Origin of the sequence: Chitinophaga solisilvae (genome assembly GCF_009928525.1) — a bacterium.
In the GTDB taxonomy this organism is placed as follows: Bacteria; Bacteroidota; Bacteroidia; order Chitinophagales; family Chitinophagaceae; genus Chitinophaga; species Chitinophaga solisilvae.
Genome location: NZ_JAABOK010000002.1, coordinates 663286 through 679157, shown reverse-complemented (window position 1 = coordinate 679157; position 15872 = coordinate 663286). Strand labels below are relative to the sequence as shown.

15 protein-coding genes are annotated in these 15872 nt (G+C 47.9%); 7 read left to right on the top strand and 8 right to left on the bottom strand.

The window, feature by feature from the left end:
* Window positions 1–190: 190 nt before the first annotated feature.
* Window positions 191–3196 (bottom strand): type IX secretion system periplasmic lipoprotein PorW/SprE, encoded by a 3006-nt coding sequence (porW, locus tag GWG06_RS05540; RefSeq protein ID WP_160711866.1) that lies wholly within the window; start codon window positions 3194–3196, stop codon window positions 191–193.
* 220 nt (window positions 3197–3416) lie between these two features.
* On the opposite strand from porW, the gene GWG06_RS05535 reads away from it, so the two are divergent.
* The 5 genes from GWG06_RS05535 (at window position 3417) to GWG06_RS05515 (ending at window position 5630) form a co-directional block, all read left to right on the top strand.
* On the top strand, window positions 3417–3821 hold the full coding sequence (locus GWG06_RS05535; protein ID WP_160711864.1) for a hypothetical protein: 405 nt from the start codon (window positions 3417–3419) through the stop codon (window positions 3819–3821).
* A 229-nt stretch (window positions 3822–4050) separates the two neighbouring features.
* Window positions 4051–4434, top strand: coding sequence for a bactofilin family protein (locus GWG06_RS05530; protein WP_235938153.1), 384 nt, complete (start codon window positions 4051–4053; stop codon window positions 4432–4434).
* A complete protein-coding gene (locus GWG06_RS05525) occupies window positions 4400–4621 on the top strand; it encodes an AtpZ/AtpI family protein (protein WP_160711860.1) in 222 nt (73 codons plus the stop codon). Before GWG06_RS05530 ends, GWG06_RS05525 begins: the two co-directional genes overlap by 35 nt.
* Window positions 4618–5004 carry a hypothetical protein gene (locus tag GWG06_RS05520; RefSeq protein WP_160711858.1) on the top strand — a complete coding sequence of 129 codons (387 nt, stop codon included), beginning with the start codon at window positions 4618–4620 and terminating at the stop codon, window positions 5002–5004. Before GWG06_RS05525 ends, GWG06_RS05520 begins: the two co-directional genes overlap by 4 nt.
* A gap of 5 nt (window positions 5005–5009) precedes the next feature.
* Entirely contained in the window at window positions 5010–5630 is a 621-nt protein-coding gene (locus tag GWG06_RS05515; protein WP_127043453.1) for a SprT-like domain-containing protein, read from the top strand.
* Window positions 5631–5632: 2 nt separating this feature from the next.
* Here GWG06_RS05515 and GWG06_RS05510 read toward each other — a convergent pair whose 3' ends face one another.
* The 3 genes from GWG06_RS05510 to GWG06_RS05500 form a co-directional block, all read right to left on the bottom strand.
* A complete protein-coding gene (locus GWG06_RS05510) occupies window positions 5633–6565 on the bottom strand; it encodes a M20/M25/M40 family metallo-hydrolase (RefSeq protein WP_160711856.1) in 933 nt (310 codons plus the stop codon).
* A gap of 70 nt (window positions 6566–6635) precedes the next feature.
* Window positions 6636–8498, bottom strand: a complete 1863-nt coding sequence (gene yidC, locus GWG06_RS05505; RefSeq protein WP_127043455.1) for a membrane protein insertase YidC — start codon at window positions 8496–8498, stop codon at window positions 6636–6638.
* A gap of 127 nt (window positions 8499–8625) precedes the next feature.
* Complete coding sequence (locus tag GWG06_RS05500; RefSeq protein WP_127043456.1) at window positions 8626–10275, bottom strand: CTP synthase; 1650 nt, start codon at window positions 10273–10275, stop codon at window positions 8626–8628.
* Between the two features lie 333 nt (window positions 10276–10608).
* Here GWG06_RS05500 and GWG06_RS05495 point away from each other — a divergent pair, with 333 nt between their 5' ends.
* The gene (locus GWG06_RS05495) at window positions 10609–11130 is read left to right on the top strand and encodes an acyl-CoA thioesterase (protein WP_160711854.1); all 522 of its coding nucleotides are present in this window, start codon (window positions 10609–10611) and stop codon (window positions 11128–11130) included.
* Window positions 11131–11252: 122 nt separating this feature from the next.
* On the opposite strand, the gene GWG06_RS05490 is transcribed toward GWG06_RS05495, so the two are convergent.
* Entirely contained in the window at window positions 11253–11900 is a 648-nt protein-coding gene (locus GWG06_RS05490) for an HD domain-containing protein (protein WP_160711852.1), read from the bottom strand.
* 53 nt (window positions 11901–11953) lie between these two features.
* On the opposite strand from GWG06_RS05490, the gene GWG06_RS05485 reads away from it, so the two are divergent.
* The gene (locus GWG06_RS05485; RefSeq protein WP_160711850.1) at window positions 11954–12295 is read left to right on the top strand and encodes a DUF488 domain-containing protein; all 342 of its coding nucleotides are present in this window, start codon (window positions 11954–11956) and stop codon (window positions 12293–12295) included.
* Between the two features lies 1 nt (window position 12296).
* Here the strand turns inward: GWG06_RS05485 and GWG06_RS05480 are convergent, their stop codons facing one another.
* The 3 genes from GWG06_RS05480 to GWG06_RS05470 are packed head-to-tail and all read right to left on the bottom strand — an operon-like array spanning window position 12297 to window position 15807.
* Entirely contained in the window at window positions 12297–12893 is a 597-nt protein-coding gene (locus GWG06_RS05480) for a precorrin-2 dehydrogenase/sirohydrochlorin ferrochelatase family protein (RefSeq protein WP_127043459.1), read from the bottom strand.
* The gene (cobA, locus tag GWG06_RS05475) at window positions 12893–13669 is read right to left on the bottom strand and encodes a uroporphyrinogen-III C-methyltransferase (protein ID WP_127043460.1); all 777 of its coding nucleotides are present in this window, start codon (window positions 13667–13669) and stop codon (window positions 12893–12895) included. Before cobA ends, GWG06_RS05480 begins: the two co-directional genes overlap by 1 nt.
* A 29-nt stretch (window positions 13670–13698) precedes the next feature.
* Complete coding sequence (locus GWG06_RS05470) at window positions 13699–15807, bottom strand: nitrite reductase (protein WP_160711848.1); 2109 nt, start codon at window positions 15805–15807, stop codon at window positions 13699–13701.
* Between the last annotated feature and the right edge of the window lie 65 nt (window positions 15808–15872).

Below are 15872 nucleotides of genomic sequence, written 5' to 3'. Positions count from 1 at the left end.
GGACAGTTGTAATGCTATCGTTGGCTGTAATAAATTATTCAATAAAGTGCCCAAACAGCAATAAACACGCCTGTTTACTAACAGTTTGACCCACAAATCTATTAAATATTTAGGTATTTGATTATTTAGTTATGTGGATATTTATCTGCTCCGGAAATTTTAACACTTTTCTGTTGCCTGTAAATGCTGACTATTGTGTTACGTAATTGTCTGTGAAGAACTTACGGTAGCCGGTCAGGTCTTTGGTACTGTTCAGCAGGATGAAATTATCTCTCGAAATGACGAACAGGGAATAATCCGCAGGGCGGATACGCGGAATGATGCTGAGGGCGGCTTCCTCCCTGATTTCATCGAAATAGGTCAGCGCTTTGTCTTCGTTGGCGAAAATGCGGAAAATGAGCATTGTTTCGGAAGGCGTCAGCACAAAACTGCCTACTTCTATTTTATCGGCCGCATGTTTGGTAGCATTGTAGCGGGTAAACTGGTTAATTCCCTCATCCATCAGTTCCTTGGACACACGCTGGAAGCACAATACCACAAAGTAAGGATTATCCGCTTTGAGAGCGTATGGCGTCATAGGCTTGACCGGTGCGATAGTGGCAATCTGCTTGTTAGGTAATGATCCGGCGATATTGGCAGCTACCTGCACTGAATCTTTCGGCGCTTTGGCTACATTCAGTTTATCGGTAAACACCGGCTGCGGATTCTGCCAGGGATAGTTCATGGAAATATTCTCATCTACCAGCGGGCCATCTCCATTGGATTTGCGTACTTCCAGTTTTGCCAGGTAATCTGTCAGCTCACCGCGGCGGTTGAGCGCATCCAGCAGGGCCTGTGCCTGCGCCTGAACGCCTTCGTCAGCAGGATATTTCTGCATCACAGCGGTTACGGCTTTCCGGGAAAGCTGCAGGGTATCGGTAGCAAAGAGGGTATCGTTTTTTATGGCGATCATGGCTTCCAGCAGGTCGAACTTAGGCTGCAGGTAGTTGACGCCAAAGGTAGAATCAGCCAGGTGCTTCATTGCCAGCGCGGCGTTATTATCACCGTTACGGAAAGCAGTGTAAGCCGAATCGTAGGCCGCGCCGATTGCTTTTTTCTTTCCCGCATCAATATCTCTCAGACCGCCGGCGCGGATGATGTCCGCAAAATTGGTATTACCGTACTGGTTCAGTACCAGTGCCTTGTAACGGGCGGCTTCGGCATTGTTGTTCAGTTTGCCATGCCACACGTACAGGGAATACAAAATTTCCGGTTTACGCGGGTGATCCGGATATTTCAGCAGCAGGGAATCATATGTTTCGATGGCGAGCTTAAAGCTCTCCAGTTTATCATGGTAAAGTTTACCCAGGTCAAACCAGGCATCCTGTTCCAGGGTGCGGGAAGCGGCCAGTTTCTCCGGTGTGAGGGGCAGCCCCTGCGACAGTTTTTCAGCGGTGATGCTGTCCGGTGACAGTGCTTCTGTGGCTGTCTCCGCCGGCCCGCCGGCTACATCTGCCGGAGCATTGTTATTATTATTGTTGACGATGACACCATTCTGGCTGCGGCGCCAGTTATCGGCCACCTGCCTGTTTCCCCATCTGCGTTTGAATTCCGAGAAACCGGAGGCTTTGCTGGAGGCGTTATAGAAATACCAGTCACCTTTCTCTTCCTTTGGCGTGTAGCCGTTATTGTTATTACCGAAAGCAGGATTGTCATATGGATTGGCGGCCTGCATGGCATCATTCTTTTTCTTTTCGGCGGCGGCATTCCTGATGCCGGCGGCCATTTTGGAGAGCAGCACATTCCGGTCGCTTTCCGGCATGAGGGCCAGCCGCTGCAGGCTGTCTTCCCGGTGCATAATGGCTACCTTGGCGGCCACTTCTGCCAGTACTTCCTTCCTGATGGTCACTATTTTCGCATCTACAAAGTCCGGTGTCATGACGCCGGCCGTACTGTCATAGTATTTTTTAGCTTCCAGGTACTGGCGCTGATCGTAATATATATCGGCGATGCCCTTGTAGGTGAGCATCCGCTGAACGGTGTTGGCGCTGGGCTGTTTCAGGGATTTCTGCATATATCCGAGGGCCGCTTCGGGATCTTTCGGATATTCCAGGGTACCCATGGTATAGAAGATAGCATCGCGGAAGTGGCTGAAGCGCTCTTTGCGGAGCATATGTTTCAGGCTTTCCATGCTTTTGGCAAGCCCTCCGTCCTGTTTGGCGTTGATTTTAGCTATCTGTATCCTGGACTGGAAATCCATCATGGGATCAGGCTTGAAGCTGATTACTTCCCGGAACTGCTCCATAGCGGAATCGGGATGGTTCAGCTGCAGGTATAACTGTCCGAGGATGAAAGACATACGTGTTTTAGACACGCGGTCCCGGCTCTTATCGATAGCTACTTTCAGGGGTTGTACCGTTTCCGGGTATCTGCCCTGGATATAGTTGCTGTAGGCCAGCACTTCCGCAAGTCCGCCATTGAGGCGGCGCGGGAAGTTGGGATCAGTATTGAGGATGTTCAGCAAGGCCTGTACTTCATCATATTCCTTTTGTTCCAGCAATGTTTTGGCACGCCAGAGGAACGCATCATTACGGGCGTAGGTATGCTTGAAGCGGCCGAAGAAGCCTTTTCTCTTTTCGCGGGAGGCGATGGAGATCTGGTCATTTTCGGTAGCGCCGACAACGGTTTTATATTCTGATTTCTTCTTGGGAGCAAATTTCAGGTTGATGTACTGGAATGTTTTATTGGCGTTTTCCAGGTCGCCTTCATAGAAGTAGGCGCGGCCCATGAGTAGGAAGCAGTCATCGATCCATTTACCGCGGGGGTCATGGAGCTGGATAGCCATATTGGTTTTTTCAATCACGGAGTCCAGTTCACTTTTGCTGTATCCCTGGCTTTGCAGGGTGGTAGGATAGAAAGGCAGTAATACGTTGTAATTGTCCTGGCCGTCGCGGTTAGCGGTTCTGAGTACTTTTTCCAGCTTCACGCGGGCATGAAAATAGTAGTTGAACCGGGTGGCCATGTTCTGGAAGAACTTACGCTTGAAGTTCCATCCCTTTTTTTCGAGCATGACTTCGGAAGGGGGACGACGATCCTGCACCCTGGATTCTCTGGGCTTGAATAACGGTTTATTGAGCAATGGTTTGGTCTGGGGTCGCTCCTGCTGTTGTGGTTGAGACAACGGCTGGGAGTTGTTCCGGGGTGCGTTCTGTGCCATAACCGCCGGTAATCCCATGCAAAACAATAATAAAATTAAAACCGGATAAGTTCGTAGCGATTTATAGCAATTCATGTATGCCAGGGTGTATAGGCTCCTATATATAACTGAAAGTTTGAAAAAATATTTTAAAGATAGGATAAAATAGTGGATTGATTTACCGGATTGATTAACTTTAGCCGCCTGAAAACGAATAAATTTCTAAGTATTACCAATAAACATGGCCAGGAAGGGGAAAAAAAACAACAGAAGAAACCTTGAAAAACTCAGTCATAAGTACCGTCTGGTGATTATGAATGATGATACGTATGAAGAAGTTACGTCCTTTAAGTTGTCGAGAATGAGCGTATATATCGCATTAAGTACCCTTTTTGTATTGCTGGTAGCCATTACAGTAGCTACCGTTGTATTTACACCATTACGTTATTACATTCCGGGTTACGGAGATCTGAAGCAGCGCAAGGAATTTATTCACCTGAAAATGCGTGCGGACTCCCTCGAAACAGCCATTAATGCCCGCGATCAGTACCTGAAAAATATAAAACAGGTAATTAACGGGGAATTTACCGGAAAACTTGACACCACGATGTTAAAAGTACCTAAAGTGGACAACAGTACTTATTGAGATGTGATTATTTAATTATTTGATTATTTAAAATGCTGCGGAGATGTAAGCGTTATCTCTGCTGCATTTATATAAATCCGTACATCAAAAAATTCCAAAAACCGGCAATCAAATAAATAAATCTCAAATAATCAAATCATAAAATATTATTATCTTACATCATTAAACCTGAAAAACCTGAAAACCTATGTTTAATAACAGTTCAAAATCAAAGGGGGACAGCAAAAGTGTGTTACCCAGCTCGACTATTAACATTATAGGCAGCGGCACATCTATCCAGGGCGATATTGTATGTGAAGGCGATATCCGGATCGACGGACAAGTAAATGGTCTGGTATCTACAAAAGCGAAGATTGTAGTAGGACCAGACGGGGATATTACGGGTGATTTAGTATGCCAGAGTGCAGACATTCTGGGAAAAGTGACCGGTATTATCAAAGTGGAAGAATTATTGTTCCTGAAAGCGAATGCGCTGGTAAAGGGCGATGTGTATACCGCTCATTTTGAAATGGAGCCTACTGCCAAATTCAATGGCCGTTGCTACATGGAAGATCAGCCGGCTCCGGAAAATGTAAAACATGGAAAATCCGTCCTCCAGGAAGAAAAAGCCTGATAACAGGCTGTTGCTGCGTTACGCGGGTCTGGCCTTTCAGATGATGGTCACGCTGGGAATCGGTGTGTTCGCTGGTTATAAACTTGACCAGTGGATAGGCTGGCGCTTCCCTGTATTGCTGATCATTTTTTCTTTACTGGCATTAGCCATACTTTTGTGGCAAATTATTAAAGACACCCGTAAATGAGTGACAGATTTTTTATCAGATTATTTGCCGTTTTTGGCATCCTGAACGGATTAATTATAGTGTTCAAACCCAGGTTACTGGAAATCGGCGCGCATCAATACGTGCTGATGGCCGGCAACCTGGCAATGGCATTAATTACCCTGGCATCCTACCTGATGAGTCGTAAAGGACTCGCTTCCTCCAATCACAACGCCTTTATCCGTGCCGTTTATGGCTCCACGCTCAGCAAACTGCTGCTCTGCGTAGCCGGCATTGCCATCTATGTACTGGCCTACCGGCCGGATGTGAGTAAACTCACTATCTTCATACTGTTAGCTTTATACCTGATTTATACAGTATTTGAAACGATAAGCCTTTTCCGGCTTACCAGGCTTAAAAAATAAACCGCGTGAAAAAAGAGGCGCCATTAATCACTTTAGCGTCCTATCTGCCCGAAGGTACCTATGACCAGGTAATGGATTTCATCTCCTACTTTAAAGTACACCTGACCATTACCCGCGAAAGGCAAAGCATCCTTGGCGATTACCGGCATCCTGACGGTAACGGCAAGGGACACCGGATCAGTATCAACGGATCACTGAATAAATACTCCTTTCTGCTGACTTTATTACATGAGATTGCTCACCTGGTTACATTCAACAAATACGGTAACCGGGTAGCATCGCACGGGAAAGAGTGGAAACAGGAGTTTTCGCTGATATTACGGGACTTTGTGGGTAAAAACCTGCTGCCCCCTGATATTGAACTGGCGGTGCGGCAAAGTATGCAGAACCCTGCTGCCAGCTCCTGCGCTGATGAAGACCTGATGCGGGTACTAAAAAGATACGATGCTAAAAAGGAAGCACACTACTTTATTGAGCAGCTGCCGCCCAACCAGCTGTTTAAAACCAAAGACGGACGCATTTTCCGGAAAGGAGAGAAAATAAGAAAACGCTACCGCTGTGAAGAGGTAGCGTCTCAGCGCATTTACCTGTTCAGCCCTGTGTATGAGGTAGAGCTGGCAGACTGATATTATTTTTCTGATGGCTGCACATACTGCAGCATCGGAAACTGCATCGCCCGGTTGATCAGCTGAATGCCCAGCTGCAGAATACCTGCCTCGGAAGCCGCCTGTAACTTCGGCGCATCATCCGTTGGTTTATGGTAATCATCGTGCCCTCCGGTATGGAAGAACATAACCGGCACGCCATTAACGTAGAAGTTATGGTGATCTGAAGCACCTTTGCCGGCTGCATCTGTAAAGTATTTAATTCCCGGCTGCTGTACCTCTCTGAATACTTCCGGCCATTCTGCCGCACTGCCGAATCCACCGATGCCCACTCCCCTTTCAGGGTTATATCTTCCTATCATATCCATGTTTAACATGAAATGCATTTTATCCAGGGGCATTACCGGGTTGGCAGTATAGTACCTTGAACCCTGCAGCCCCAGCTCTTCCCCGCCGAAGGCAATAAACAGGAAGTTGAAAGGCTCCTGGCGGCCGTTTTTCACGTAATACCGCGCCAGTTCGAGCAACCCCGCTACGCCGGAAGCGTTATCATCGGCGCCGTTATGTATTTCCCCGATGGGATATTTGCCATCAAATAATCCGGCGGTCCCCAGGTGATCGTAGTGGGCGCCGATGATGATTGTACGGGCGGCCCCGTTATCCAGAAAGCCGAGCACGTTACGGCTGGGAATATTTTTATGTGCGTTTCTGTCGAAGGTAAAATCCTGGAAATAGCTGCTGCCGTTGGCTGGCTTCAGCCCCAGCTTCTTAAATGCTTTTGCCACATAGTTGCTGGCGGTAATACTTCCCTTCTCTGCCGTACCGCGGCCTTTCAACTTATCGGAGGCGAGGTAATTAACTATCTGCTGAATCCTGCCGGCATCGGGCAGTGTGTCCTGTGCATGGGCGGAGTACATCCCTCCTGCCAGCACCAGTAATAACAGGCTTTTCTTCATACTACTATCGGTTATTTACGCAAAAGCCCCCGGCAATGCGGGGGCTTTCACTATGAAAAACATCAATGTTTTATTTCTTCTTATTCTGCTGTTGCTGCTGCATCGTCTGCTGGCGTTTCTGCACTTCTTCCAGCTTCTCCTGCCATTTTGATTTGGAGACAGGTTTCTTTTTATTCTCCTGTATCTGTGCAAGAATCTTATCATGGTTGATGATAAATTTCTGGATCACAAACTGCAGAAGTATACTGATCACGTTGGACAGGAAGTAGTAGAAGGTGAGGGCTGCCGCCATACGGTTGAAGATACCCAGGAACATGATAGGCATGAAATAAGGCATGTACTTCATGACCGGGTTGCTCTGATCGGTCATTCCACGGTTGTAGAATGCCAGCACCAGGCTCGTAATGGTCATCAGGATGGTGAACAGGCTCACGTGATTACCATAGAACGGAATGTTAAACGGCAGGTTCAGGATAGAATCGTAGGTAGACAGATCCTTTGCCCACAGGAAACTTTCCTGGCGCAGTTCGATGGAAGACGGGAAGAAGCTGTACATCGCCACCAGGATAGGCAGCTGGAGCAGGGCCGGTAAACAGCCACCCAGCGGGTTAACGCCGGCGCTCTTAAACAGTTTCATCTGCTCTACACCGAAAGTCTGCTGATCATCGCCGTGTTTGGCTCTCAGTTCATCAATTTCCGGTTTCAGCACTTTCATCTTAGCCTGAGACACATAGCTCTGGTAGGTGAAAGGTGCTATCAGCAAGCGGATGAAGATGGTCAGCAGGATGATGATGACACCATAGTTGCTGATAAATCCGCTCAGGAAGTTAAACACAGGGATGATGATCCATTTGTTCACATATTTCACGAAAGCGAAAATGCCGGATCCCAGCGGGATAATTTTTTCCAGTCCGAGGTCGAAAGACTTCAGCGTTTTATAATGGCTGGGGCCATAATAAATTTCTATCGGGAAGGAGAAATCGTTGGAGCGGTTATATGGCAGCTGGATGCTGGTGAATGTTTGTCCTACGATGTTTCCGCTCTGCGGCACCTTGGTATTTACATCCGCGCTGTTGAAGTCGCCGTTTTTAGCGATCAGCGTGGTGTTGAAGAACTGTTGTTTCACACTGATCCATTTCAGCTTGTTTTCCAGTTTTTCGTGGCTGGTGCGGGACAAGGTGAAATAATCGTGTTTATCGTTGCTGTACATGTAGTGCACCTGGTTGTTGAGGCGCTCGTTCTCCATGTCATGTTCCTGCTTGTCGTCCTGGGCATTCCACTGCAGGTTCAGGTAGTTCTGATTGCCCGGGAGGATGTTCTGGAAGCCAACTGCATGCACGTTGTAATCAACGAGGTAAGTACCGGGTTTAATGGTATAGCTGAACTCCAGGTAAGCGGCGGGATTGCTGGTATTAAGGCGGTAGCTGATGGATTGTGCGCCGTCGGCCAGTTTCTGAACCGTGCCGGCGGTGAAGAACAGATCAGCACTGTTGAGTACTTTATTAGGTCCGGCAGGCACTTCTACAGACAGGCGGTTGAAAGAACCCTGTACCAGCATGAGTGGCGCTCCGTCGGAGGTTTTGAATTTTTTCAGCTGTACGCCGGCGGGCTGGCCACCTTTATTGGTGAAGGTGATTTTCAGCTCATCATTCTCCAGTACAGTCGTCTGCAGGGGAGCTACAGCTGCGTTGGCGAAAATGCCGAATTCTCCGGCCAGCTGGGCCTGATGTGCCGAATCCAGCGGCGTTCCATTGGCGGCAGCGGCGAAAGCAGCGGTATCGTTAACAGGTGCTTTAGGCTTATTAAGATTAGCGATGGAATCTTGCCGGGCTTTCTCCTTACTGGCTTTTACCTGTTGCTTCTGGTTGAAGAAAATATATCCTACCAGCAGCACTCCGAGCAGTAAAAACCCAATGACCGAATTTCTATCCATGAAATGCAATTAAAATTTAGGACGCAAAGGTATGAAAAATAGCTTTCCCGTTCCAGCCTTTAGCTTTTATATAACAAATAAACGCTAAAGGCACGGAACTGAAAGCTAATATGATGATTAACAGAGATTACTGAGAGATTTTCTCTTCTGCCATTTTAGATTTGCCATTCTTGCTTTCCGCATATTGCTTGGCAGCTTTAATGAATGACACAAACAGCGGTGCAGGGCTTTCCACGGTACTTTTCAGCTCCGGATGGAATTGAGAACCTACGAAGAACGGATGTCCGGGGATTTCGATCATTTCTACCAGGCCGCTTTCCGGGTTTTTACCGGAAGGGATCATACCGGCCTTTTCGATGGCTTCCAGGTACTCGTTGTTGAACTCGTAACGGTGGCGGTGTCTTTCGCTGATAGCGGTTGCTCCGTAGATTTCAGCAGCTCTGGAACCCGCACGCAGTTCGCAGGCGTAAGCACCCAGACGCATGGTACCACCTTTGGCAGTCACCTTCTTCTGCTCTTCCATCAGGTTAATAACCGGATGTGCGGTATCAGGGTTCATTTCTACAGAGTGTGCATCTTTCCAGCCCAGTACGTTACGTGCAAATTCCACTACGCTCATCTGCATACCTAAACAGATACCAAAGAACGGCAGGTTGTTTTCACGGGCGTACTGAATAGCGGTGATTTTACCTTCAATACCGCGGTGACCGAAGCCCGGCGCTACCAGGAGGCCGTCGAGGTTCTTCAGTTTTTCGCAGACATTCTCCGGGGTGATATGTTCAGAATGGATATTCTGTACAATCACCTTGCACTCATTCAGGGAACCGGCATGTATAAATGATTCAAGAATAGATTTATAAGCATCCTGTAATTCCACATATTTACCAATCAGACCGATGGTCACCTTGGATTTCGGATATTTCAGCTTATCCAGGAATTCACGCCATTTTACCAGCTCCGGTTCTTTTTCAACGGGCAGGTTGAGTCTTTTCAGCACGGAAACATCCAGTTTCTCCCGCATCATTTCCAGCGGCACTTCATAGATGGTAGGTACGTCGTTGGCCTCAATCACGGCATCTACCTGTACATTACAGAACAGGGCGATTTTCTTTTTGAGGTCGCGGTACATCGGCTCTTCCGTACGGCACACGATGATGTCAGGATGAACGCCGTACTCGCTCAGCAGGCGTACAGAGTGTTGTGTGGGCTTGGTTTTCAGCTCTTTCGCCGCACGCAGGTACGGGATAAGTGTCAGGTGTACAACCAGGCAGTCTTCTTCACCCAGCTCCCACTGCAGCTGACGAACCGCCTCAATATAAGGGAGGGATTCAATATCACCCACAGTTCCACCCAGCTCTGTAATAACGATATCATATCTGCCATCTTTACCCAGCAGGAGAATACGACGCTTGATTTCGTCGGTAATGTGCGGGATTACCTGCACGGTTTTACCCAGGTAGGCGCCTTCTCTCTCCTTGTTGATAACGGTCTGATAGATACGTCCGGTAGTAACGTTGTTCGCCTGAGACGTAGGCGTATTCAGGAAACGCTCATAGTGTCCCAGATCGAGATCGGTTTCGGCGCCATCTTCTGTTACGTAACATTCCCCGTGCTCATAAGGGTTTAACGTTCCCGGATCCACATTGATATATGGATCAAACTTCTGAATAGTCACTCTAAAGCCGCGCGCCTGCAAAAGTTTTGCCAGCGAGGCAGCTATAATTCCTTTACCCAAAGAGGAAGTAACACCTCCCGTAACGAAGATATATTTTGCCATAAAAACTAAAATTCTGCTAAGAATACTTGACCTATATCGGGGGAAGTGCCGGATTGCATTTGGTGTATTACCTGTCAAGTAACTACTTCCGAAGGTCATGCAAAGTTACACAAATTTGCTTCGCTCCCAAGTTTTTTAGTCTGCCGCTTTATTTGTTCGTTAATTTTTACGGGTTTCTGTTCAGCTCTTATCATTGATCCACAGCGCGTTTTAAAGAATTTCAAAGTGAGGGAAATTATTTATTAAAAACCTTTATCCGGCCCATGGCCATTTTAAATGATAATAGCGCAATAGATATATAAGCTGTAAATTTGCGTCCGAAATACATAAAAGATGACTTTAACGCCTAAGAGAGCGCAGGACTCGCTCATACAGATGACTGAACTGGTTTTACCCAACGATACCAACACTTTCGGCAACCTCATGGGAGGTCGTCTTATGTATTGGATGGATATTGCAGCAGCCCTGGCCTGTATGAAACATTGCAGCGCGCCGGTAGTAACCGCCTCCGTAGATAATATCTCCTTCGAAAATCCCATCAAACTGGGAAATGTTGTTCATATCGAAGCCAAGGTGAGCCGCGCCTTCAACACCTCCATGGAAGTACATATGCGTGTATGGGGAGAAGATCCGGTACAGCAGTACCGCTACAAATCCAATGAAGCATTCATGACCTTCGTGGCACTCGACCCCAACGGCAACTCCCGCCCCGTTCCGGCCATTACCACCGACACAGAAGAAGAAAAAAGATTATATGACGGCGCGCTCCGCCGCAGACAACTCCGCCTTATACTCGGAGGGAAGATGAAACCGGAAGACGCGGATGAGCTGAAAGCACTGTTTTATAATCAATAATAATAATTGCGAATTACGAATTGCGAATTACGAATGAAGAGCGAAGATATAAGCGGATAAAGAATTTACTTCCCGCTTATATCTTCGCTCTTCATTCGTAATTCGTAATTCGTAATTAAAAGCTAAATATTTATTTCCTTATAGAATTGCCCCAGAAATCCTTCCATATACGTATGTCTTTCTTCCGCCATTTCCTTTCCGGTGGCAGTGTTCATGCGGTCTTTCAGGAGGAGGAGTTTTTCGTAGAAGTGATTGATGGTGGGAGCGGTGTTCTTTTTATATTCTTCCCGCGTCATTTGCAGATTGGGTTGTATGGCGGGGTCATAGATGGCCCTGTTTTTAAACCCGCCGTAGTTGAAGGCCCGCGCAATGCCAATAGCTCCGATGGCATCCAGGCGGTCTGCATCCTGTACAACGGCGAGTTCGGGAGAATGAAACACTTTTTCATTGTTACCTCCCTTGAAAGAAATATGCCTGATGATATTGACGATATGCGCGATCACTTCATCCGGCAGGCGGATCGACTGCATGAAGGCAGTAGCTTTTGCGGGGCCGATGTTTTCATCGCCGTCATGAAATTTGGAGTCAGCGATGTCATGTAAAAGAGCGCCCAGCTCTACAATGAGCATATCTGCTTTTTCCTTTGTCGCAATACTCCGGGCAGTATGCCATACTCTTTCTATATGCCACCAGTCGTGGCCTCCTTCTGCGTTCTGCAGCTCCTGCTTTACAAATGCTACAGTTGTATCAATGATTTCCTGATGGTTCATAGCCATAAAGATAATGTCTAAAACATTTTCAGCGCAGGAATCGTTATTGAATTATGATACAGATAAAACGTGTGTATGAAGATTATGCCACCGCCGATGGATACCGTATTCTGGTAGACCGGCTGTGGCCAAGGGGTATTTCAAGGGAGAAAGGCCGCATTGATGAGTGGATAAAAGAAATCGCACCCAGCAATGAACTGCGGAAGTGGTTTAATCATGATCCGGAAAAGTATCCGGCATTCGTAAAAAAATATAAAGCAGAGCTGGCAGATAAAGATGACATACTGGAGGCGTTGCGGAAGAAAGCAAAAAAAGAAAAGATTACGCTGCTGTATGGTTCCAGAGACCTTGTGCACAATCAGGCCAAAGTGCTGATGGACATGCTCAGGAGCTGAATCAGGCGCTCTTCTCATTCTCCCCTCTCACCAGCACGTCCGTAATGGTATTGAGTTGTTTTACCTTTGCGGTAAAATCACCTTTCAGTTTATCCCGGATAATATACAGTTTATTCAGCACCTCATCCAGCGTATCCGGAATGGCTTCCTGCAGTACCTGTTTCAGGCGTTTGGCCACCGTTGGGGATTTGCCGTTGGTGGAGATAGCTATTTTCAGATTTCCCTTCTGTACTACCGAGCCCAGGTAGAAATCGCACAGTTCCGGCGTATCGGCCACATTTATCAGCACCTTGCTGCCTTTCGCCTTTTCCCAGATGCAGTAATTCAGCGCACGGTCATTGGTGGCCGCTATGACCAGATCCTTTCCCAGCAAGTCTCCGCAGGAAAAAGGTTTCTGTACCAGCGTTACGTTGGGAAATTTCCGGGCAATGTCTTCCAGCTCCGGCAGAAAATGCAGCGCTACTACTGTAATATTGCCATCAGGGCAGTTCTGCAGCATGGCATTGGCTTTTTCCAGACCGATATTTCCACCGCCAACAACCAGTACGTGCAGGCGATGTAATTTGAAGAATACCGGGAATAACTGATTTTCCTGCATTATACAGCGATTTTAAGTTCTTCGGATATTTTCTGTTGTACAGCTGCGAAGGCTTCGTGAAAACGCACTACCTCTCCAATCACAATGATAGCGGGATTGCACAGCTGATGCCTGGCTGCAATGGCTGCCAGATCCGCCACATTTCCCAGTCCCATCTGCTGTGTAGGCAGCGTACCATTCTGTATGATGGCAGCAGGTGTATTTCCTTTGCCCTGTGCATTGAAGATGTCGGCTATCTCTCCCAGCTTACTCATCCCCATCAGGATCACCACAGTGGTATTGGCCTGTATGGCGAAGTGCAGATCCCTGGACAGGTTGCCGTTCTTCGTATTGCCGGTAATGACCCAGAATCCTTCGCTGACATTACGCGCGGTTACCGGAATTTTATTGATGCCGGGAACGGAGATGGCACTGGAAATACCGGGCACTACTTCCGCGGTAATACCGAACTGCTGCGCGAAGGCTATTTCCTCCTGCCCGCGGCCGAATACAAAGGAGTCGCCGCCTTTCAGGCGGACTACACTGCCGTAAGTCAGGGCATACTTTACAATCATGCGGTTGATTTCGTCCTGGGAGTAAACGTGCATGCCTGCACGCTTACCCACAAAACGACGAAGGCAATTGGCCGGTGCATATTCCAGCAGTTCGTTGTTGGAAAGGGCATCGTAGAGGATAACCCTTGCCTGCTGAATAGCTTTCAGTCCTTTGACGGTGATCAGTTCAGGGTCTCCGGGGCCAGCGCCTACCAGTGTAAGTTTCGGTTGTATATGCTGCATGAGTTGTAATGTTTAGGTAGATGAAAAAATTACGCCTGTACCAGTGCCGACTGCTGACGGAAGGCCTGCGCCTTTCCGTAAAAATCTGCCGCCTGCTCAAAATACTGACGGGCAAAGGTTTCAGAAGGCTCGTGCTCGTTGATCTGCAACACCAGTGTTTTGAAATCCTTTTCAAAGCTGAATTTGCCGGTAGCTACAAAATGTTTGTCAAAATCATTGATAACACCGGTCTGTGTATTACAGCTCACGCTTTCACCGAGCAGCAGCGCCTTGGCGCCCTGTACAAAAGAGGAGTACACATTGTAGATACCATCTGCAAAAGCGCCTTTGTCAAACGCTTCTGTAGCCAGTTGCAGCTTTTCTTCTGCTTCGAGCAGCAGGGTAGCTACGAGATCTATGACTACGCCCGCGCACTCACCCACACCGATGGCTGTTGCATACTGTGCAGCCTGTCCCCAGTCCACAAAATCTTCATCCTTCAGTGAAGCCAGGTCTGTCAATGGTTTCAGCAGTTCGTAAAAATATTTTTCACCCTGACGGTCGTAATAATCATTGAACAGTTCGTGCTGCTGACTATTTGTTTCATAGTTGTGCAGCAGGGTGCGCAATACATCCGGGCCGCGGCGGCTGGGAACTTTAATCACCTTGTCGGCTACACGGCCTTCGCCGTTTCCGATAATACCTCCGCCCAGTAATACCTGCAGGGCAGGCAGTACTTTACCGGCGCTTTTCAGGGAGGAGCCATGGAAGCCGATGCTGGCAATACCATGCTGGCCGCAGGAATTCATACATCCGCTGATTTTTATTTTGATATCGCGGTTGTAGATGAGATCCGGGAATTCGTCTCTGATCACGTTTTCCAGCGCGGCAGAAATACCGGTACTGCTGGAAATGGCGAGGTTACAGGTGTCTGTACCAGGGCAGGCAGTGATATCGCCTACACTGTCGAAACCCGGTTCGCCGTATCCGGCAGCTTCCAGTGCGCTGAACACATAAGGAAGATTTTCGGGAAGAATGTATTTGAGCAGCAGTCCCTGGTTGGCTGTAACCCTGATATCATCCGCGACGGCGGGGCGCAGCGCTTCAATGAGCTGGCGGCTGGTTACAGAACTGATGTTACCCAAAGGTACTTTCACGTAGGCGGCTATATATCCGGATTGTTTCTGTTCAAAGGTGTTGGTCTTTTTCCAGGCCTGGTATTTCTGCTGATCCTGAATAGTGTATTTCGGTAAAACGCCGGCTACCGGCGGTTCTTCAGAGGGCCATGCGGCAGCGTCCACATGTACCTGTTTTACTTTTACCGCTTTGTATTCTTCTTTCACGAGGCGCTCAAATTCTTCCATTCCTATTTTCTGGATGAGGAATTTCATGCGGGCCTTATGTCTGCTGGCTCTTTCACCGTGGCGGTCAAAAACGCGCAGTACATTCTCTATATATGGAATGAGCAGATCTTCTTCCAGGAATTCAAAAGCTGTTTTCGCCAGGAAGGGTTGTGCGCCCAGGCCGCCGCCTACCAGTACTTTGAAGCCACGGACAGTTTTACCGTTTACTTCTTTCACTTTGGGAATCATGCCGAAGTCGTGCATGAACGCCCAGGCAGTATCTTTATCGCTGGAGGAGAAAGCTATTTTAATTTTACGTCCCATATCCTGGCACACGGGGTTACGCAGGAAATAGCGGAAGGCTGCATCAGCATAGGGTGTAATATCGAATGGCTCTTCCGGATCGATACCGGCGCGGTCTGATGCGGTTATGTTACGTACGGTGTTGCCGCAGGCTTCGCGGATGGTGATATCGTCGAGTTCCAGTTTGGACCAGAGTTCGGGTGTTTTGTCGAGGCTGACGAAGTGAATCTGTACATCCTGGCGGGTGGTGAGATGCAGGTTGCCGGTGGAGTATTCGTCAGAGATGTCAGCGATGCGTTTCCACTGCTGCAGGGTCATTTTGCCGTAAGGCAGTTTTATGCGTACCATCTGCACACCAGGCTGGCGCTGGCCGTACACGCCTCTCGCCAGGCGGAGACTGCGGAATTTTTCATCCGGAATCTGACCTTCGCGGAACAGGCGGATCTTCTTCTCCAGTTCTATGATATCGCGTTCTACGATGGGATTTTCAAGTTCTGTTCTGAAGCTTTGCATAAAAAATATTTTCGGTGGTGGTAAAAATCTGCGTTAAATCCTGGTTGGCTCCTGCTTTGTTCACT